20 protein-coding genes are annotated in these 19,699 nt (G+C 60.1%); 7 read left to right on the top strand and 13 right to left on the bottom strand.

The features are described 5' to 3' along the window. The 4 genes from WD823_RS03370 to WD823_RS03355 form a co-directional block, all read right to left on the bottom strand. A partial coding sequence (locus WD823_RS03370; protein WP_368428077.1) for a hypothetical protein occupies nucleotides 1-275 on the bottom strand: 275 nt, incomplete at its 3' end. A gap of 24 nt (nucleotides 276-299) precedes the next feature. Next, nucleotides 300-776: a tetratricopeptide repeat protein gene (locus WD823_RS03365; RefSeq protein WP_368428076.1), complete on the bottom strand. Its 477-nt coding sequence runs from the start codon at nucleotides 774-776 to the stop codon at nucleotides 300-302. A 332-nt stretch (nucleotides 777-1,108) separates the two neighbouring features. After that, complete coding sequence (locus WD823_RS03360) at nucleotides 1,109-2,386, bottom strand: ATP-grasp domain-containing protein (protein WP_368428075.1); 1,278 nt, start codon at nucleotides 2,384-2,386, stop codon at nucleotides 1,109-1,111. Nucleotides 2,387-2,530: 144 nt separating this feature from the next. Continuing rightward, complete coding sequence (locus WD823_RS03355) at nucleotides 2,531-2,896, bottom strand: HesB/IscA family protein (RefSeq protein ID WP_368428074.1); 366 nt, start codon at nucleotides 2,894-2,896, stop codon at nucleotides 2,531-2,533. A gap of 163 nt (nucleotides 2,897-3,059) precedes the next feature. Here WD823_RS03355 and WD823_RS03350 point away from each other — a divergent pair, with 163 nt between their 5' ends. Beyond that, nucleotides 3,060-3,344 (top strand): oxidative damage protection protein, encoded by a 285-nt coding sequence (locus tag WD823_RS03350; protein ID WP_368428073.1) that lies wholly within the window; start codon nucleotides 3,060-3,062, stop codon nucleotides 3,342-3,344. A 42-nt stretch (nucleotides 3,345-3,386) separates the two neighbouring features. Further along, entirely contained in the window at nucleotides 3,387-4,775 is a 1,389-nt protein-coding gene (locus WD823_RS03345; RefSeq protein WP_368428072.1) for a CUAEP/CCAEP-tail radical SAM (seleno)protein, read from the top strand. Nucleotides 4,776-4,777: 2 nt separating this feature from the next. Here WD823_RS03345 and WD823_RS03340 read toward each other — a convergent pair whose 3' ends face one another. From WD823_RS03340 to WD823_RS03310, 7 genes are all read right to left on the bottom strand, one after another. Continuing rightward, the gene (locus tag WD823_RS03340) at nucleotides 4,778-5,551 is read right to left on the bottom strand and encodes a metal ABC transporter permease (RefSeq protein ID WP_368428071.1); all 774 of its coding nucleotides are present in this window, start codon (nucleotides 5,549-5,551) and stop codon (nucleotides 4,778-4,780) included. Beyond that, a complete protein-coding gene (locus WD823_RS03335) occupies nucleotides 5,548-6,450 on the bottom strand; it encodes a metal ABC transporter substrate-binding protein (RefSeq protein WP_368428070.1) in 903 nt (300 codons plus the stop codon). Before WD823_RS03335 ends, WD823_RS03340 begins: the two co-directional genes overlap by 4 nt. 16 nt (nucleotides 6,451-6,466) lie before the next feature. Further along, nucleotides 6,467-7,732 carry a hypothetical protein gene (locus tag WD823_RS03330; protein WP_368428069.1) on the bottom strand — a complete coding sequence of 422 codons (1,266 nt, stop codon included), beginning with the start codon at nucleotides 7,730-7,732 and terminating at the stop codon, nucleotides 6,467-6,469. Between the two features lie 135 nt (nucleotides 7,733-7,867). Next, nucleotides 7,868-8,158, bottom strand: coding sequence for a hypothetical protein (locus WD823_RS03325; RefSeq protein WP_368428068.1), 291 nt, complete (start codon nucleotides 8,156-8,158; stop codon nucleotides 7,868-7,870). Between the two features lie 49 nt (nucleotides 8,159-8,207). Further along, complete coding sequence (locus WD823_RS03320) at nucleotides 8,208-8,738, bottom strand: N-acetyltransferase (protein ID WP_368428067.1); 531 nt, start codon at nucleotides 8,736-8,738, stop codon at nucleotides 8,208-8,210. Between the two features lie 354 nt (nucleotides 8,739-9,092). Further along, entirely contained in the window at nucleotides 9,093-10,766 is a 1,674-nt protein-coding gene (recN, locus tag WD823_RS03315; protein WP_368428066.1) for a DNA repair protein RecN, read from the bottom strand. Then, nucleotides 10,766-11,644 carry an NAD(+) kinase gene (locus WD823_RS03310; RefSeq protein WP_368428065.1) on the bottom strand — a complete coding sequence of 293 codons (879 nt, stop codon included), beginning with the start codon at nucleotides 11,642-11,644 and terminating at the stop codon, nucleotides 10,766-10,768. Before WD823_RS03310 ends, recN begins: the two co-directional genes overlap by 1 nt. A gap of 293 nt (nucleotides 11,645-11,937) precedes the next feature. Here WD823_RS03310 and hrcA point away from each other — a divergent pair, with 293 nt between their 5' ends. From hrcA to dnaJ, 4 genes are all read left to right on the top strand, one after another. Continuing rightward, nucleotides 11,938-13,002 (top strand): heat-inducible transcriptional repressor HrcA, encoded by a 1,065-nt coding sequence (gene hrcA, locus WD823_RS03305; protein WP_368428064.1) that lies wholly within the window; start codon nucleotides 11,938-11,940, stop codon nucleotides 13,000-13,002. Nucleotides 13,003-13,042: 40 nt separating this feature from the next. Then, nucleotides 13,043-13,663: a nucleotide exchange factor GrpE gene (grpE, locus tag WD823_RS03300; protein ID WP_368428063.1), complete on the top strand. Its 621-nt coding sequence runs from the start codon at nucleotides 13,043-13,045 to the stop codon at nucleotides 13,661-13,663. A gap of 57 nt (nucleotides 13,664-13,720) precedes the next feature. Then, a complete protein-coding gene (gene dnaK / locus WD823_RS03295; RefSeq protein ID WP_368428062.1) occupies nucleotides 13,721-15,673 on the top strand; it encodes a molecular chaperone DnaK in 1,953 nt (650 codons plus the stop codon). 107 nt (nucleotides 15,674-15,780) lie between these two features. Next, on the top strand, nucleotides 15,781-16,896 hold the full coding sequence (dnaJ, locus tag WD823_RS03290) for a molecular chaperone DnaJ (RefSeq protein ID WP_368428061.1): 1,116 nt from the start codon (nucleotides 15,781-15,783) through the stop codon (nucleotides 16,894-16,896). Between the two features lie 308 nt (nucleotides 16,897-17,204). Here the strand turns inward: dnaJ and WD823_RS03285 are convergent, their stop codons facing one another. After that, nucleotides 17,205-17,876, bottom strand: a complete 672-nt coding sequence (locus tag WD823_RS03285; RefSeq protein WP_368428060.1) for a hypothetical protein — start codon at nucleotides 17,874-17,876, stop codon at nucleotides 17,205-17,207. A gap of 213 nt (nucleotides 17,877-18,089) precedes the next feature. Next, the gene (locus tag WD823_RS03280; protein ID WP_368428059.1) at nucleotides 18,090-18,296 is read right to left on the bottom strand and encodes a hypothetical protein; all 207 of its coding nucleotides are present in this window, start codon (nucleotides 18,294-18,296) and stop codon (nucleotides 18,090-18,092) included. A gap of 605 nt (nucleotides 18,297-18,901) precedes the next feature. Between WD823_RS03280 and dapB the strand changes: the two genes are divergently transcribed. After that, nucleotides 18,902-19,699, top strand: coding sequence for a 4-hydroxy-tetrahydrodipicolinate reductase (gene dapB / locus WD823_RS03275; protein ID WP_368428058.1), 798 nt, complete (start codon nucleotides 18,902-18,904; stop codon nucleotides 19,697-19,699).

Below are 19,699 nucleotides of genomic sequence, written 5' to 3'. Positions count from 1 at the left end.
GTGATCGCTTGCCAGAGCCAGTCGGGATAGACGATCAGCCAGACATCGTTTTCAGGATGCCGGGCCCAGTGGAGCGTCGCGACGGCGTAATAGAGCGCCACTAAACTTAAGGCGCAATACACGAGACGCCAGAAGTGCTCGACGAAAAATGGGCTTGTCCAACGGGCGAGGGCATTCTTGAACGGCTCCCGCGCCCCGATCGAGTGCAGGAACGCGAACAGGCCAAACGCAACGAGCGAAGGTCCGTAGTCTCCCAGGAGCGAAACCGTCGTCACGGGAGGCGCGACACGAAGGCCGGGTCAGCCTTTCTTCTTCGCCGATCGATACGCCTCGATCGCCTTCTTCAGATCATCGTACTCGGCGCAACCCCCCGGGCAGACGCTCTGGAGTTTCGCGAGTTGCGCTTGCGCTTTTTCCGGCTCCCCCGTCATGAGATACAGCTCGCCCAGGTACTCGTTGGCGCCCCGATGGCCCGGGTTGATCGCCAGCGCTTTCTGATAGGCGGCCAGAGATAGCTCGAACTGCCGCAGCTTCCGGTGACTGAAGCCAACGTAGTTCCAGGCATCCGCGTTGCGCGGCTGGGCTTGGACTACCCTCTGGAGCAGGGCCAAGGCGCGCTGGTAGTCGCCCGCCTGCACAGCCTTCACCCCGAGATCGTAGTCGCTCGGTTGGGCCCTCGGTGGGGAAGGGGGTCGGGACGTGCTGCTCGAGCCCGCCGCCATGGCGGTGGGGACAAGCGTCAAAGTCAGGACGACGGCCAAGAAAAGTTTGCTCATGGGGTTTCTCCTGTGGTCTTTATCCAGGTGTTGTGACGGTGAGGGATGCGGAACCCAGACGACGAACATAATTCCTTACGCTTAATAATTCTCTGTGTCAACAGCCATTTCAAATTGGCGCGCCACATGTTTGGGAAATCAAGATCGTTGCCTGTTTGGCGAACAACGCCGAATTCAGGGTGTAAATATTGCCGCTCGCCTTGCCCGCCGCACTAATTCGGCGGCTCTCGGAGCGAGGCTCGAACCAAGAACCGAATTAACCGTCACGGGAATGAACGCACCGAGTGGGAGCAGCCAGCGGCATGCCTGTGATTTTAAATTAAGGATGAACGTCAAACGCTGATGCCCCGCCACAATGGCATCACCACCACGCGCAGGCAGGCGTGCGCCGCGCGCAACGCCGCCTCCGCCTGTGCGGCGTTTGGCGCGCGTGCAAAAATAAATCCCAGATAACTGGAACCCTCCGGCAAGGGCACGAGTTCATAACCCTCGCGCACGTGGAGCACCACTTCCTCAATGTAGGGCACTTTCCCGGCGGCCAACACGCCTTCGACGCGCCGCAGGATGCCGGCCTGCGGGATCGGGATCATCAGTACCCCGGCGCCGCCGGTTTCGCTGTTTATCTCCGGGCGTTCGCCCACGGCATGCAGTAATACCAATTCCTCCAAACTGAGACCGGTGCTAGAGCGCAGCAGGCGCCCGCACAAGCCGCCGATGGTGCGCGCGGCGACTTCCAGTATCCACACACCCTCCACGTTGATGCGGCATTCGGCGTGGATCGGCCCTTCGCGCAGCCCGTAGGCCGCGCACGCGCTGGAGATCGTCTCACGCAGCGCGCGCTGAACCGGCGCCTCCAGACGTGACGGCGTGATGTAATACGTCTCTTCGAAATACGGGCCATCCAGTGGATCGGGTTTATCGAAGACCGTGAGAATTTCGAGCTCGCCTTGCGTCAGCAGGCCTTCCACCGCCACCTCGAAGCCGGGAATGAATTCCTCAACTAAAATAGTTTCGCGTTCTTCCGCCTCGTGCAAACCGGCGCGCGCCAGCAATACCTGGATACGCGCGGCCGCACGCGTGAGTTCTTCGATATTGTCGGCGCGGATCACACCGCGACTGGCCGCGAAGGCCACCGGCTTGAGCACACACGGAAAGTGAATGTCCTCGATCTGCGCGGCCAACGGGCGCGTGAGATCGAGCCGCCAGTGACGCGGCACCGGCACGCCCGCCTGCGCCAGCCGCGCGCGCGCCAGATCCTTGCGCCGCGCGCGCCGCACCGCGTCGGTGGGATTGTGAGGGAGTCCGAGCTCATGCGCCGCGAGCGCGGCGAGTTCGGTGCTGGCGTCGTCGCTGCCAAGCACGGCCGCGAACGGCCGCCGATGCGCTTCGCGCAGAATAGTTTGCAGCGCAGCCTGCGGATCGCCGAGGTCGAGATGCAGGCCCTGGGCATAGGCGCTTACTAAAGAATGTTTGGCCTCGGAAGCGATCAGTACTTCGATGCCGCGGGCCTTGGCCGCCGCCAGGTACGGCGCGGTGCGGTAACTGTCGTGCGGCGCGATCAACAGAATGCGACGCGGAACCTGAAGAACTTCCTCTCCCGCAGCAGGCAAGGGGCTGGGGTGATGGGGTTCATATTCCGGACAGCGAAGGGGGGATGACTTATTCATCTGTAGGGTGCGTCCCACGCACCGTTTTTTGTCGATCGGTGCGCAGGGCGCACCCGACATTAATCGAATTGAATTGATGGCTCTGGGCTAGAAACCGCCGCCGCCGCAACCGCCACAGGTCCCGCTACCGCCAACGGCCTGGAACACATTGTTAAACACAAAGGTCGCGTCGCGAAAATCGATCTCACTGCCTTGCAGATAATTAAGCGCGACCGCATCGACATAAATCTTAAAACCCGGGCCTTCGAGGACGCTGTCGTAATGGTTGTCCGTACCGTCGGCATAGGTCATGTCGTAAGTCATACCGCCACAGCCACCGCCTGCGACGAACACGCGGATGCCGGCAACATCGTCGTCGGCGCCAGCCAGAATTTCAGTGAACTTGGCCTGTGCCGCCGGGGTGAGACGCAGCTCGGTATCGCCGATGCGGGTGGAATATTCGATTGAGCCCATGATATTGCTCCTCATGCATGAATCCAGATGTAAAGCATGGTAACAAAATTAACCGACTTCAAGAACACATCGGCATCTATGTCACCGCATTTCGTGTGACAATGACCCGTGGCCCGGTATTCCGTAATACAATGGTGGTTCGTTTTACTCTCAAGAGAATTGCATGACACGCAATGTTCGCTGCGTAGTACTGAAACGCGAGGCCGCCGGTCTGGAGCGCCCGCCGCACCCGGGTCCGCTGGGGCAGCGCATTTTCGAAAACGTCTCGCAGGAAGGCTGGAAACAGTGGCTGCAACGCCTGGCCACGATCATCAACGAGAATAGACTCAACACCGCCGACCCGGCCAGCATCCAGATCATCGAGCAGCACATGGTCGGGTTCCTGTTCGGCGAAGGCGATATGGGCCAGCTCCCGCCCGGCTTCCAGCCCGCCGGCGGCAAAAAATAACCGGGCCTGAAAAACCCGACGCCGTTATTCGCGTCCGCCTGCATGAAAGTCGTCCTGATTAATCCCTACGAAATCGGCCGCCAGCCCTTCGGGTTGGCCGAACCGGCCGCCTGGCTCACGCGCGCCGGTTGCGCGGTGCATTGCCTCGATCTCACCTTGCAACGTCTGGAACCCGAGGTGTTGCGCGACGCTCGCGTAGTGGCGATCTATGTCGCCATGCACACCGCCACGCGCATCGCGGTGGCGGCGATACCGCGGGTGCGGGCCATCGCGCCGCAGGCGCATCTGTGCGTGTATGGCCTGTACGCGCCGATGAATGAAAAGCTGTTACGCGGCCTGGGTGTTCAAACCGTGCTGGGCGGTGAAGTCGAGCCGGCCCTGGTGTCGCTGGTGGAGCGGCTGCGCGCCGGCGACGGCCGGGTTCAAACCGAGCCCGTGGTGAACCTCTCCAGGATTGAATTCATGACGCCCGATCGCCGCGCGTTGCCGCCGCTTGCGCGCTATGCGCATCTGCAATTGCCTGACGGCGGCCGCAAAACCGTCGGATTCACGGAAGGTAGCCGCGGATGCAAGCATCGGTGCCGCCATTGCCCGGTGGTGCCGGTGTATCAGGGCAAGTTCCGCGTCATCCCGGTGGATGTAGTCATGGCCGACGTGCGCCAGCAAGTCGCGGCCGGCGCGCAACATATTTCCTTCGGCGATCCGGATTTCCTGAACGGCCCGACCCATGCGCGGAAGATCGTTAACGCCGTGCACGCCGAATTTCCGGATATCACTTATGACGCCACGATCAAGATTCAGCATGTTATCAACCACGCCGAATTGTTACCGGAATTGAAAGCCACCGGCTGTTTGTTCATTACCGCCGCGGTGGAATCGGTTGACGATCGCGTGCTGGAATTACTCGCGAAGAATCATACGAACGCCGATTTCGCGCGCGCCGTGGCGCTCACCCGCGCGGCCGGCATCGCGCTCGCGCCGACGTTCGTCGCGTTCACGCCCTGGACCACGCTGGAAGGTTATATCGCGCTGCTCAAACGCCTGCTCGAGCTCGATCTGGTCGAGAGCGTGCCGCCGATCCAACTGGCCATCCGCCTGCTGCTCCCGCGGGGTTCGCTGTTGCTGGCGCTGCCGGACGTGCAGGATTACATCGGCGCGTTCGACTCCAGGCTATTGGGCTATCCATGGAACAATCCCGACGCGCGCGTCGATCGCCTGCAGCTCGCGGTGCAGGAATGGGTGGCGCAGTCCGAGGCTGAAAACTTGAGCCGGCGCGAAATCTTCGCGCGCATTTGGGGATTGGCGCATGCCGCGCAGGGTGTGGACGCCCCCTTGCTGGCGGAGTTGGGAATGGGCATGCCGATCCCGCGCTTGTCCGAACCCTGGTATTGTTGCGCTGAACCGACCCACCAGCAGTTGCAGGGTTTTTAAACTCACACGTTCTCGTTCTGTTTTCCGTTCGCGCCGAGCGCCCATGCCACGATACCGATCAGTGCGAGTGCGCACACTACGACCGCGCCGGATGGCAGGTCGAACAACGCCGAGGCCGAAAGCCCCGTGGCGTAGCCGGCAACGCCGACGCTGTAACCGACGATGAGTTGGCGGCGCGCGGGTTGAAAGCGGCCGGTCAGTGCCGGGATGATCAGGCTGGCGAACACGAGATATATACCGACAAGCTGCACCGAGGCCGTCACCGCGAAGGCAAAGATCGCATAGAAGCCGATGCGGCCCAGACGCGTACCGACGCCGAACCAGAGAGCGAGGAGGACGGCGGTGAGCAGCGCGACGGGCAGCAACTGGCGGTAGCTCACCCACAGGATCTGGCCGACGAGGAGATCCCTGAGGTGCTCGCCGCCGTGCGGGTTATTCGCCAGCAGCAGGATGCCGCCGCAGGCGGCCAACACGAACAGCACCCCAATCAGCGCCTCCTGCACCTCGGGCCAGCGTTTCTCGGTAAACGTCAGCAGCAGCGCGCCGACAAGGGCCGCGCCCACGGCCGCGATCTGCACGCCGAAGCCGCGTGGTTCCCAGCCCAGCGCGTCGGCGGCGATCACACCCAGGCCAGCGATCTGCGCGATGGCGAGATCGATGAACACGATACCGCGGGCCAGCACCTGCTGGCCCAACGGCACGTGTGTGGCGAGCACCAGCAGGCCCGCGCAAAACGCGGGCCCGAGGATGCTGAGATCGAGCGCGTCGAAGCTCATGTCAGCGCGCGCAGCAGCCGCTGCACAGTGTCGTCGAACAATTCGAACAGGTCTTTCGCCTTGTCCGAACCGCCCACGGTGAACGGCAGCATGACGGCGGGAATTTTGGTGCGTTCAGCCAGCCACTCCGAGGCGCGGCCGTCGTTGTAGGCCGCGCGCAGGATCATCTTCGCCGGTTGCCGCCGCAATTGTTCCAGTACTTCGGTGAGGTGTGCGCTGGTGGGCTCGATGCCCGGTTTAGGTTCGAGCGCCGCGACTTCTCGCAGACCGAGCCAGTTCTCCAGATAGGGAAACCCCTTGTGTTGCACCACGATGCGAATCCCCTTGAGCGGAGCGGCCTGCTGTTCCCAGCGTTTGATCGCGGCTTCCCAGCGCTGGACAAAATCGCGATGACGCGTCTGGTAGTAATCGGCGTTTTCCGGATCGATCTCGCCCAGTCGTTGCGCCAGCGCGGTGGCCACGCGGCCGATATTGCGTGGATCGGTCTGGATATGCGGATTGCCCGCGGCATGCACGTCGCCCTCGGCGCGGTCCAGGCGCGCGGGAACCTCGAGCATCCGGACATGACTCGCGGCCTCGAAGTAACCCGGCCGGCCGGGCTGGACCCTGGCGTTGCCGGCCTGGCGCAGCAACACCGGCAACCAGCCGATTTCCAGCTCGGCGCCGGTACAGACCAGCAGGTCGGCCTGGCGCAGGCGCGCGATCAGGCTCGGCCGTGCTTCGATACGATGCGGGTCTTGGCGCGCGGTGGTGGCCGTAAACACCGATACCTTGTCGCCGCCGAGTTCCTGCGCCAGAGCCGCCCACTCGGGTTCGCAGGCGAAGACCTTGATCTCCGCCGCGGCCGGGAGGGCGATCAGCAACATCAGCCCGGCAAATAATCGATTGAGTATTTTCATGTACGGTCTCCTTTTCTCAGAAACTGTGCGCGCCGTGCGCGCCCAGGCTCATGATGTATTGCAGGTACCACTGCGTGTCTTTCTGATTCACGCGCGACTCGTCCCGGTTGACCTGGAACCGCAGCCGGCTGAACTCACTGTTGGAGAAGTCGACCATCGCGCTGGTGCGCTTGGGATCGTGCCCTTGGTTGTCCAACGCCGTTCCGGCGAACGCCGCGCCGACCGCGTCGGCCTTGAGCCGGTCGGTGCGCAGCCCGGCGCGCCAGCGCGGCATGAACTGGTACACCGCCTGGGTGTACCAGCCCTTCTGCTTCCCGTTATAAGTGAGCGGTGTCCCGCTTGATGCCGGATCGAACGTGCCGTCCTCGTCGCGCGTGAAATACTCCGTCTGGAACTTGAAGTTCGTCTGTCTTGGGTTGCCGTTCGGCGCCCACTTCCAGATGAAATCCACGCCGGTCAACTTGCTGGTGCCGGTGAAAAGATCGGGCGTGGCCGCATCGCCGCTGGCGCGATCCTTGGCATCGGCATCGAGCCGAGAGAGCCCGATACGCCAGGCATGGCTCACGCCGGCGTCGCCGCCGATATGCACGAAGACGGTATGGGTGCCCTTGCCGGTATTCGCCGCGCCGCCCGCCGGGAAGCCGTCGCCGCGGAACAGTTCGGCGCCGACTTCCACAAACACGTCGGTCGGCGTCACCCAGCGCGCCTGCACGCCGTCATCGCCATACTGGTTGCCGAGCAGGGCGCGGTAGACCAGCGGCTGGTCGGCGAAATCCCAGGCGTGCGCGTGCACCGGGTTGAGATAGCCGATATGGGAGAAGAAACGGCCGGCCTTGAGCGTGGCGCCGCCGCCAAGAGCCAGAGTCTCGAAGAAGGCCTCCTCGATCTCGGTTTCATTTTCCGGGGTCAGCGCCGCGGTGAACTGGCCGTAGAATTTGTCGTCGATGTTGGCGCTCATCACCAGCTCCGACTCGCCGAGGCGCAGGCCTTCGTCGCCGGGGCCGGTTTCCTCGCCGAGCGCGAATCCGGGCAATGCATAGGTCGCCGGGTCTTGGGAAAAGGCGGACAGTTTGCCGTCCAGAATCAGGCTGATAGACGGGTTGAAGGCGCTTGAAGTAGTGCGCATCCCGCCTTGGTCCGCGGCGAGGGTGCCGGTTTCAAGTTGCTTCACGCGTTCGTCAATGTCCTGTACGCGTTGTTGCAGATCCGGTTTGGCGGCCGGTTCGGCCACGGCGGTCGTGGCGGCGAGCATCAGGCCCGCGATGAAAATGGTTCGGTACATGGTCTCCTCCAGAAGTCTGAACGGGCGCGCGCCTGGATGGATGGCAATCGTATCCGCGCCGCGCGCGGTTTATGAATACGTGAAAATTCCCGATGACGGTCCATAAAAACGGACCGGGCGCCGCGATGGCGCGCTTCAGACTTGCGGAGGGGCACGCACGGCGTAGGGCGCCGGACGCGATTCGGAAACGAATAGATAAGAAGGGGGAAGATCGAGCCGGACTTTAATCGGCGGCGCCGGCGAATGGGCGTACGTGGAAGGCAGACCGCCATGATGGCCCGCGTAGTGGTGCAGCGCACACAGTTCCTGATGATGATCGAGTGCGTGATCCAGTTCGTGCGCCGCCGCCACCGCGCCGACCAGCAGCAGCACCGCCGCCAGCAGCCAGACGATATAGCGTGATTTTCCTCGCGGTGTTCCGATCATGAACTTCGACAGTTTATATTTCGACCGGGTAAAAGCAAGTATCTACGCGCTACTTCAGTTCCAGCAGCACCGCCGTTTCATCGCAGTTGTTATATTTGTAGCACTTGACGCAAATGCCCCAAACTTTCTCGGGAAACGTATCCTTGGGCACGGTCTTGAAACCCAGTTTGTGGAAAAACGGCGCCGCATAGGTCAGCGCCATCAGTTGCCTCAGGCCGATGAGGCGCGCTTCTTCGATGATGCGCTCCACCAACATCCGCCCGAACCCTTGTCCCTTGAAGGCATCGTCCACGACCAGACTCCTCACTTCACCCAGATATTCGGTGAAAATCTCGAGCGCGCCGCAGGCGGCGACGCGACCGTTGACTTCGATCACAAAGAAGTCGCGCAAGCGCTGGTACAGTTCGCTCATTGTGCGCGGCAGCAGGTTTCCCTGGGCGGCATAGATTTCGAGCAGGTGGTGAATATAGGGCACGTCGTCGATCGCCGCCGGACGAACGATAGGCGCGGCGCTGCCGACGGCGCGGGTCGCGCCGGCGTGCGAAGCGGCGCCACTGCTCATAGGCTTCTTGATTGGCATCTGTTAGCTCAGTTCATTCCGGCGCCGCGCCCGACTCGCCGCGGTCCTCGCCTCCGGAGTATCCCAGCAGTCAACAACTGATCATCGTCGGCGAGCTTGCGGCGATTCGCCGGTCGCATCCCCACGCGCAACGCGCGCGGGGCCCCTGCTCCGCGGCTCACGCCGCTACCCCCGCTTCATAGCTGGGCCGGCGCGCCTGAGCGTTGTCCGAGGGCCCCCGCAAGGGGATCGGACAGCGAAGGCGATGCCGACGACCGCTGGGCGCGCACCCCGTCCCGCCTCGGGGTCGCATCCCCACTGCGTGGGGCCCCTGCTCTGCCCTCGGCGGTCGTGCGCTCCCTGCTAGCGTGCGCATCAGGCTGAGGCACGGGTGAGCATGTCCTTGGCGTGGGCGAGAGTTTGCTTGCTGATTTCGACGCCGCCGATCATACGCGCAATTTCCAACGTGCGCTCGCGGTCACCCAGCGGCTTCGCTTCCGCCAGCGTGACCTTGCCTTCGTTACGTTTTTCCACCAGCACGTGCTGCGCCCCTTGCGCGGCCACTTGAGCCAAATGCGTGATGCACAGCACCTGCCGCGTTTGGCCCAGCGCACGCAGTTTTCGGCCCACGACTTCCGCGACTCGTCCGCCAATGCCGACGTCCACTTCATCGAAAATCATCGTGGGGATCCGGCCGGCGCCGGCGAGCACCACTTGCAAAGCCAGACAGATGCGCGACAGCTCGCCACCCGAGGCAACCTTCGCCAGCGGCCGTGCCGGCAGTCCCGGGTTGGCGCTGACCAGAAACTCGATGCGCTCGAGTCCGTAGGCGCCGGCTTCGCCCTCCGGCAACGCCGCCAGGGCCACTGAAAATTTTCCGCCCGGCATGCCGAGTTCCTGCATTTCATCCGTGACCACCCGCGCGAATTTTTTGGCGGCGGTTTCGCGACCGCGAGAAATATCTTTCGCCTCCTTGAGGTAAGTGGCGCACGCATTCTGCAGCTTATCCTGCAACTGGCCAAGGCTGGTGTCGAGGTTTTCAACGTCGCTCAGTTCGGTGCGCAGGCGCGCGTGCACGGCTGGAAGTTCCTCCGGTTTTACCTTGTGTTTGCGGGCAAGGTCATGAACCGTTGACAGGCGACGCTCGACCGTTTGCAGGCGCGCCGGATCAAGCTCCAGGCTGTCGAGATAGTGGCGCAGGCGCCCACCGGCTTCGTCGATCTGGATGGCGGCTTCGTTGAGCAAGGCGACGATCTCGCCCAACCTGGCATCGTATCGGCCGAGCGACTCGAGCTGGCCGATGGCGCGCGCGAGCTGCTGCGACACGGACATCTCCTCGTTTTCCTGGATGATCTGCGCTACGGCCTGTACGCCCTCGATGAGCTCGGCGCCGTTGGCCAGACGCGTATGTTCTTCTTCGAGGGCGGGAATTTCGTCGGCGGTCAACCCCAGGGCATCGAATTCACGCACTTGGTAGCGCAATAGTTCCACGCGCGCCTCGCGGTCCGCCGTCTGCTGCTTCAGGGCTTCAAGGCGTTCGCGCAGCGACTTCATTTCATGGTATTGGCCTTCGATCCGGCGCACGCTTTCTTCCAGCCCCGCGAAGTCATCGAGTATTTGCCGTTGCGCGTCGCGCCGCAGCAGCGATTGATGTTCATGCTGGCCGTGGACGTCGACGAGATAATCGCTCAGTTCGTGCAACATCTGGATCGGCACCGGCCGGCCGTTGATAAAGCCACGCGAGGGTTTCTCCACCTCAACCACGCGCCGCAACACGCACTCCGGTTCATCGAACAGATCGTGCTCCTTGAGCCATTTGGAAGCGTCGTGAGAAGGTTGCAACGCAAAACCGGCCGAGACATCCGCGCGCCGGCATCCGTGACGAATCACGTCGCTGTCGGCGCGATCACCCAATACCAGCGCCAGCGCATCGATGAGGATGGATTTCCCCGCGCCGGTTTCCCCGGTGAGCACCGTGTAACCCGGTTCGAAGGCGAGACTCAACTCACGCACGATCGCAAAATCGCGAATATAAAGATACGCGAGCATCAGAGTTTTTTGCCCCAGCCCAGCTTGATGCGCATGACCTCAAAATGGCTGTGATCGGAAGGATGCAGCAGCTCGATCTCGTTCTCCGCCCGTCTGATTTTTACGCGATCGTTTTTTTCCAGCGAATAAGTTACCTGGCCGTCGAACGTGACATGGGCACGCTGGCCGCCCATCCCGGTGAGCAGTATCTCGATGGTACTGTTGCTGGAAACCACAATCGGCCGATTGGAGAGCGTGTGCGGGCAGATCGGTACCAGGGCGATGGCATGCAAGGACGGATGCAGAATCGGCCCGCCCGCCGAGAGCGCATAGGCGGTGGAGCCGGTCGGACTGCCGACGATGATACCGTCGCCATGCGTGCTGTTGACAAATTCACCGTCGAGATAGGTTTCGAATTCGATCAGACGCGCGAGGTCGCCCTTGCTGACGATGACGTCATTGAAGGCATTGGCGGTGTGAACCGCCCGTCCCTTGCGGATGATTTCCGCCTGCAACAGAAGTCGGGTTTCGGTCTGATAATCGCCATCGAGAATTTTCCCGATCGCGGCGGTCATGTCTTCAGGTTGGATATCGGTGAGAAAACCGAGATGCCCGAGATTGACGCCGATAATAGGCACGCGGTGCGGCGCGAGATCGCGCGTCACATTGAGCAACGTGCCGTCACCGCCCACCACGATTGCGAGATCGATCTCGCCGCCGATGGCGGCGCGCGACCGCGCCGGGGCGATGGGATGGGTGAACAGCTTCGCGGTCGGCTCGTCGAACAATATATTGAGCTTGCGGCTGCGCAGGAATTCACCCAGCCGGAGTATGTGTTCGGCAACGGTTTTATCCTGGAATTTGCCGAACACCCCAACGGTATTAATTGTTTTTTTCATGCGCCTGTTCCGGATTGAGGCATTAAGCTAGCACGCACAGTCGCAATGGCCAATCGCCGCGCTTACGGTTACACAGGATAGGCATTGTTGGTTTGTGGCGCACTCATGTAACCTAATTTCCACGGATTGATAGTGTTCCCGTTCCTCCGTCCGGCGAACAGATGTCGATGGGCCCTGACGACCCGCTGTTTTGTCGGTGGTCCCGGATTCAATTCCAAAAACGGGCAACCGTGCCGGGATTGGCACTCACTCATGGAGAGTGCTAAAGTCACCGTCAGAACGTGAGGAATGCCATGGCCCTGGACGCCCGTGCAGAAATATTGCTAAAGACGTTGATTGAGCGGTATATCGCCGATGGTCAGCCCGTGGGTTCCCGTACGCTGTCACGCCAGGCGGGGCTCGAACTGTCCCCCGCGACGGTGCGCAACGTCATGGCCGACCTTGAGGAAATGGGCCTGGTCCGCTCGCCGCATACCTCAGCCGGCCGGGTTCCCACGGAACGCGGCTATCGCTTATTCGTGGATACCCTGCTTAAGCTCAAGCCGATCAATGCCGGAGCACTGCATCGGCTCGAACAGGAGCTGCTGGCCGATATCGAACCGCAGCATTTGATCGAAAATGCATCGCAGTTGATGTCGGAAGTATGCAAGCTGGCTGGAATTGTGATGGCACCCAAGCGCGAAGATAAACTCGCGTTCCTGCACATTGATTTTGTCAGCCTCACCGGTCTTCGCATCCTGGTGATCCTGGTCACACAGGATGGCCAGGTGCATAACCGGATTATTCAGTCGGACCGGGAATATTCTCCCTCCGAGCTGGTGCAAGCCGCGAATTACTTCAATGAAACCTTCACCGGCGTGTCGATGGGGGATGTCAAACGCGCCTTGTTGTCCGAAATCCAACAGGCAAGCGACGACATGCAGCGGATCATGCAAGTGGCGGTGCGGATGGCGCGCGCGGCCCTGAGCGGCGAGGAAGAGCTGGATGACCTGGTGGTGAGTGGCGAGTCCAATCTGATGGATATTCCCGAGCTGGGGGATGTGCGCAAGTTGCGCAAACTATTCGATGCCTTTACCGCCAAGCGCGATCTGCTGCATCTCCTCGACCGAAGCATGCGCGCCGGCGGGGTGAAGATTTTCATCGGCACGGAATCGGGATACGAAGTGCTGACCGACTACAGTGTCGTTACCGCCCCCTATACCGCCGATGGCAGAATCGTGGGAACACTGGGTGTCATCGGTCCCACCCGCATGGCATATGAGCAGGTGATTTCCATCGTTGATATAACCGCCAAACTTTTAAGCGGGGCCTTGAACAGCGGCGATCGCAGCGGGCGGCTTGAATCGACAAGTCGATAGCCCCATCCAATCAAGGTTAATTCAGCGTGGAGATTTAGTGATGAATGAGGTGAATGATAATAAGGCAACTCCGGCGGGAAATCCGGAGGCGGAGGAAAATACCATCCCGACCGTGGATGCGGGCGCCGCGGCGCATGATCTTGAATTGGCCCCGGAGATCAAACAATTGCAGGCAGACCTGGACCAGGCCCGTGCCGAAGCCGCGGAACTTCTGGACCGCCTGTTGCGCGCCAAAGCCGAAGTGGAAAACACCCGCAAACGGGCCCAGGCGGACGTCGCGTCGGCACACAAGTACGCGCTGGAACGGTTTGCCGCTGAAATCATTGCGGTGCGGGACAGCCTGGAACTCGCCCGCATGGTGGAGCTTCCGGCGGATTCCAGTCCGGCCGTGCAAAAAATGCACGAAGGCCTGGACTTGACCCTGAAGCTCATGGACAGCATTTTTCAGAAATTCGGCCTGACGCGCCTCGATCCCCGGGGGGAGAAATTCGACCCGGAACGGCATCAGGCCATCAGCCTGGTCGAAGCCGAGGAAGTTCCCCCTAACCACGTGGTTAACGTGGTGCAGAAAGGCTATCTCCTGAACGACCGGCTGCTGCGTCCGGCGATGGTCGTGATACGCGGGGAACCCGCGGCCAAAAAAGGCGCGGAACAGACTTGAAAAGTCCCGATATAACCCCATTTCGAACCTGAATAAAGAACTTTCGAGGCGATCACTATGGCGAAAATTATTGGAATAGACCTGGGCACCACCAACTCCTGTGTCGCGATCATGGAGGGCGATAAAGTCCGGGTGATCGAAAACAGCGAGGGTGACCGGACCACGCCGTCCGTCGTGGCTTACACGGATGACAGCGAGATCCTCGTCGGCCAGGTGGCCAAGCGCCAGGCGATCACCAATCCGTCGAACACGCTTTATGCCGTCAAGCGCCTCATCGGCCGCAAGTACGAGGACGAAGTGGTGCAGCGCGATATCAAGATGGTCCCATATAAGATCGTCAAGGCGAAAAACGGCGATGCGTGGATCCAGATCAAGGACAAGTCCATGGCGCCGCCGGAGATTTCCGCTCGCGTTATTCAGAAAATGAAGAAGACCGCCGAGGATTATCTCGGCGAAGAAGTGAAGGAAGCGGTCATCACCGTGCCGGCCTACTTCAACGATTCCCAGCGTCAAGCGACCAAGGACGCCGGGCGCATCGCCGGCCTCGAGGTCAAGCGCATTATCAACGAGCCGACCGCCGCCGCGCTCGCGTACGGCATGGACAAGAAGCCGGGCGATTCCAAGATCGCGGTCTATGACCTGGGCGGGGGCACGTTCGATATTTCCATCATCGAGATCGCCGAGGTGGACAAGGAACACCAGTTCGAAGTGCTGTCCACGAACGGCGACACCTTTCTCGGCGGCGAGGATTTCGACAAGCGCATCATCGATTATCTCGCCGAGGAGTTCAAAAAGGACGCGGGCGTGGACCTGCACCGGGATCCACTCGCGCTGCAGCGGCTGAAAGATGCGGCCGAGAAGGCCAAGATCGAGCTGTCCTCGAGCCAGCAGACCGAAGTGAACCTGCCGTACATCACGGCGGATGCGAGCGGTCCGAAACACCTCAACCTCAAGATCACGCGCGCCAAGCTCGAAGCGCTGGTCGAGGACCTCATCCAGAAAACCATCGAGCCGTGCAAAACCGCGCTCAAGGACGCGGGTCTGAAGGCCGCGGACATTAACGACGTGATCCTGGTCGGCGGCCAGACGCGCATGCCCAAGGTGCAGCAACTCGTCAAGGACTTTTTCGGCAAGGAACCGCGCAAGGACGTGAACCCGGACGAAGCGGTAGCCATCGGCGCCGCGATCCAGGGCGGTGTACTGGGCGGTCAGGTGAAAGACGTGCTGCTGCTCGACGTCACCCCGTTGTCGCTCGGCATCGAGACGCTGGGCGGCGTGATGACCAAGCTCATCCAGAAAAACACCACCATCCCGACCAAGGCCTCGCAGGTGTTTTCCACCGCCGACGACAACCAGTTGGCGGTGACCGTGCACGTGCTCCAGGGCGAGCGCGAGATGGCCGCGGGCAATAAATCGCTCGGGCGTTTCGACCTCGGCGACATTCCCCCGGCGCCGCGTGGCTTGCCGCAGATCGAGGTCACGTTCGACATCGACGCCAACGGCATCCTGCACGTGTCGGCCAAGGACAAGGCCACCAACAAGGAAAACAAGATCACCATCAAGGCCGGTTCGGGACTGAGCGAGGCGGAGATCCAGCAAATGGTCAAGGACGCCGAGGCGCATGCCGAGGAAGACCGCAAGGCGCGTGAACTGGCCGAGGCGCGCAACCACGCCGACAGCCTGGTGCACAGCGTGCGCAAGTCGGTGAAGGAGATGGGCGACAAGCTCGACGCCGCGGAAAAGGAAAAGATCGAGGCCGCCATCAAGGACCTCGAAGCGGCGTCACGCAGCGACGACCAGGAAGACATCAAGAAGAAAACCGACGCGCTCCTGGAAGCTTCGCACAAGCTGGCCGAGCAGATGTATGCCCAGGCCCAGGCCAAAGCCAAGGCCGAGGAGTCGACCGGTACCGCGGAAACTCCGGGTGCCGAAAAAGGCGACGCCAAGGAGAAAGAGAATGTGGTGGATGCCGAATTCGAGGAAGTGAAAGAAAACAAAGGCAAGAAATAAACTACGTTTGCTTTGGTGACGAGGGCGCAGTGGGCGGTCGGGCGATGATTGACCACTGCGCCTTTGCTGTTTGAGGCAGGGACATTCATGCAGGAGAGGTAGCAGGAATGGCGAAAAAGGATTACTACGAGACCCTCGGGGTCCAGCGCAACGCCTCCGAAGCGGAGATCACGAAGGCCTATCGGCGCCTGGCGATGAAACATCACCCGGACCGCAACCCGGCCGATAAGACTTCGGAAGCGAAGTTCAAAGAAGCCAAAGAGGCGTACGAAATTCTTTCCGACGCGCAGAAACGCGCGGCGTATGACCAGTTCGGGCACGCCGGCGTGGATCCGGCGGCCGCCGGCGACGCGGGCGGTTTTTATTCCTCGCGCGGCGGCAATTTCGCCGACATCTTCGGCGACATCTTTGGCGCGGGCCGGACGCGCGGCACGCAGGTGTTCCGCGGCGCCGATCTGCGCTACAGCCTCGAGCTCGCGCTCGAAGACGCGGTGCGCGGCAAGGAAGTGAAGATCCGCGTGCCCGCGATGGAAACCTGCGAGACCTGCAAGGGCAGCGGCGCCAAGCCCGGCACGTCGCCCACGCCCTGCCACACTTGCGGCGGCCACGGCCAGGTGCGCATGCAGCAGGGCTTCTTCTCCATCCAGCAGACCTGCCCGAAGTGCCGCGGCACCGGCAAGGTCATCACCGATCCTTGCCAGACCTGTCACGGCGCCGGCCGCGTGCAACACACAAAAACGCTTTCCGTTAAAGTTCCCGCCGGCGTGGACGAGGGCGATCAGATCCGGCTCGCGGGCGAGGGCGAGGCCGGAGAAAGCGGCGGCCCGCCGGGCGATCTCTACGTGCAGGTGCGGCTCAAGCCGCATGCGCTGTTCAAGCGTGAACATGACGATCTCTACTGCGAGATGCCGGTGAGCTTCGCCACCGCGGTGCTCGGCGGCGATCTCGAAGTGCCGACGCTCGACGGCCGCGCCGCGATCAAGGTCCCGCCGGGCACCCAAAGCGAAAAAATGTTCCGCCTGCGGGGCAAGGGCGTGCGCAACGTCCGCACCGGCCACACCGGGGATCTGTACTGCCGTCTCAGTGTGGAAACGCCGGTGAACCTCACACCCCAACAGAAGAAATTGCTCGAAGAGTTCGAGCGTTTAGTGAAAGAGGGCGGCACCCGTCATAGCCCTCGTGAAGCCTCGTGGGTGGATAAGATCAAGAGCTTGTTCGGCTAAGTCGATTGACGGGTGCGCGAGCGACTCGCGACGGTCACTTCCACCAGCTCGCAAGCGAAGCTGGTGGAGCCTATTCCCTGCTCGCGCTCGCCGCGCCATAACCCCCGCGAGCATTCCTGGCTCGACAAGATCAAGAGCATTTTTGGCTGATTGGCGTAAGACGGCTGTGAGTACTCCCTTCTCGATAAGCTGTAGGGGATGTTCAGCTAACGAACGAATTGAACAGTAGTGCCGGTACCTGCCGCGAGGCGCAACCCGAGCATTCCACCATCTGCTCGAATATATGGTGAGCTGCTTAATTCCGATCTTCAACTGATGAATCCATTTTCTACTCCATATGAAATAAACTTTTCTATTTCGCTTACATATAGACTACAAAGCTCATGAAGATCTTCGATCCCCGCAAATTCTTGTACGCAATATAAATATCCGCGATCCTTAGCAGACGCAACAAGATCATTACGGCCTTCGCTTTCTAACCGTGATAGTACCTCGCTGTTTATTTCGACTTTCTTTAATAGCTTGTGAGTAATTCTTACATTTCTTTGTTCTCTACCAGGAGTATTTATATTTGATACTTCATCTACATACATAACTATCGGATTGCTAGTTCTTGACTTGTTATTTTTAGTGGCAGGTGCGAAATATGCTGTGGCTTCTATTAAAGAATATGCTCCAATTGTATACTCGTGAATATCACTGTTCCTTAGAACTCTGAAAAAACTGAATATTTTCTTTCCTGTTACATATTGATCATATTTCTCAATGTTATAGGATTCCTTGGCTTCCTTGTGAGCGTATTGAACGATAGATCTGGTATGAGCAAGAAATGAGCTTATATGTGTTACTAACGTGTTAGCACCAGTTTCAGGATCTTTTCCACCGTTAGTAAAAATCCTACCCCTGTATTTGTTAATCATCTTCAGCACATACTTAGCCTGCGCTAACTTTTTCTCAATGGAAATTTTACTTTTATACATAGTAGAGCAGTAGAATATTTAAGGTAGCTAATACTTTACGTGTGCAGTGGAATGGCCCGCGCCAGCAGGACACAAGGTTGGCTCGACTCGCTAGCTAGTTAGGCACAAGTGACGTGACTCTTAGCACTTGCCTATAACGTCTTTTGGGTCGCGATTTAGAAATCTCTTCTTAAACTCCCGCATCATGTGTTCTGCGGATTGCATGCAAATCTCTTATTTGTAGGAGTTGTTCGCTGCGATTGCTAGAACAACATCCTTCGAAGTCATACACAACCCGTTTTCAATTTGCTTATTGCTGTAGTCTTTCAGCATTCCAGCATTTGCGATTCGATTGATCTGTAAACAAAACACATATTCGCCCGCAATAGCTGGATGAATTACTATGAGTAGAATCGTGGCGAGGAAAATCTTCTTGAGCATATCGTTCCTCAGAGATTGCTGCTTTAGCGCGCTTAACGGAATTTATGCTTCACATTTTGACGTATAACCTGGCAGAGCCGGAAGTCCATAAGTAGTTCGCCAACGGGTGGTTTAGGTTATAAGTCACATGGCGATGCAGTATTAACCCATCTGATAAACCCCGCAAGTTAGCTGAGTAAAATTCAGGCAGGGCAAGGTGTTGCTCCAAACCCCGTAGCGCGCGCCGAGTACTGCAGCCTCACCGGGAGCTTTTAAGCGAGACCGTGTTTGAGCCCGAGCCGCGTATTTTGCGGGCGGCGAGTTGGTCGAGCGCCCGGTGGGGCGAGGAACGCAAGGGGTTTTCGCGCGCTCCGGGTGTCATTTCTTTTGGTGACTTTTCTTTAGGACAAGCAAAGAAAAGTCACCTGCCGTGGGTCAGCCACCCACAATTTATACGCCGCCGCAGGCGGCTCGACAGATGTGTTCGCACTTCGACAGGCTCAAGGCGAACGGCTGGTTGGTTCCCCTCATCCCTGCCTTCTCCCGTAGGGAGAAGGAGTAACTGCAATTTACGCCAATCGAATCACGCGTTACGATGCATGTACAGCAACTAACGGACTTACCCAATGATCAATATCGCCGTATCCGGCGCCGCCGGACGCATGGGCCGGACGCTCATCGAGGCCTGCACCCGCGCGGATGGGATGCGCTTGAGCGTCGCTGTCGAGCGGCCCGGAAGCGACGGCATCGGCGCTGACGCGGGGGAGATTGCCGGTGTCGGAAAGCTCGGCGTGATCGTCGGTGCTAGCTTTGGGAAGCAGGAATTCGATGTATTGGTGGATTTCACAACTCCGGAAGCCACGCTGGCCCATCTTGACCATTGCCTGAAGGCAAAAAAGAAAATGGTGATCGGCACCACCGGCCTCGATGAAGCCGGGCGCAATCGCATTGCCAAGACTGCCAAAGATATCGCCATCGTGTTCGCGCCCAACATGAGCGTGGGCGTGAATCTGTGTTTCAAGCTGCTCGAAACCGCCGCGCGCGTGCTGGGTGACGACGTGGACGTGGAAATCGTCGAGGCGCATCACCGCCACAAGGTGGATGCACCGTCGGGAACGGCGCTGCGCATGGGTGAAGTCCTGGCCAAGGCGCTGGAACGCGATCTTAAGGAATGTGCCGTTTATGACCGGCATGGTGTACGTGGCGAGCGGAAGCGCCAGACCATTGGATTTTCCGCCATTCGCGCCGGCGACATCGTCGGCGATCACACGGTGTTGTTTGCCGGCGGCGGTGAACGCCTCGAGATCACGCACCGCGCCGAATCGCGCCTGACCTTCGCCAACGGCGCATTGCGCGCCGCGCGCTGGGTCACCGACCAAAAGACCGGGCTTTACGATATGCAGGACGTGCTGGGATTGCGGTAA

Source organism: Sulfuricaulis sp. (assembly GCF_040901545.1).
In the GTDB taxonomy this organism is placed as follows: Bacteria; Pseudomonadota; Gammaproteobacteria; order Acidiferrobacterales; family Sulfurifustaceae; genus Sulfuricaulis.
The sequence above is the reverse complement of the archived record's forward strand: the minus strand, read 5'-3'. Positions and strand labels throughout refer to the sequence as shown.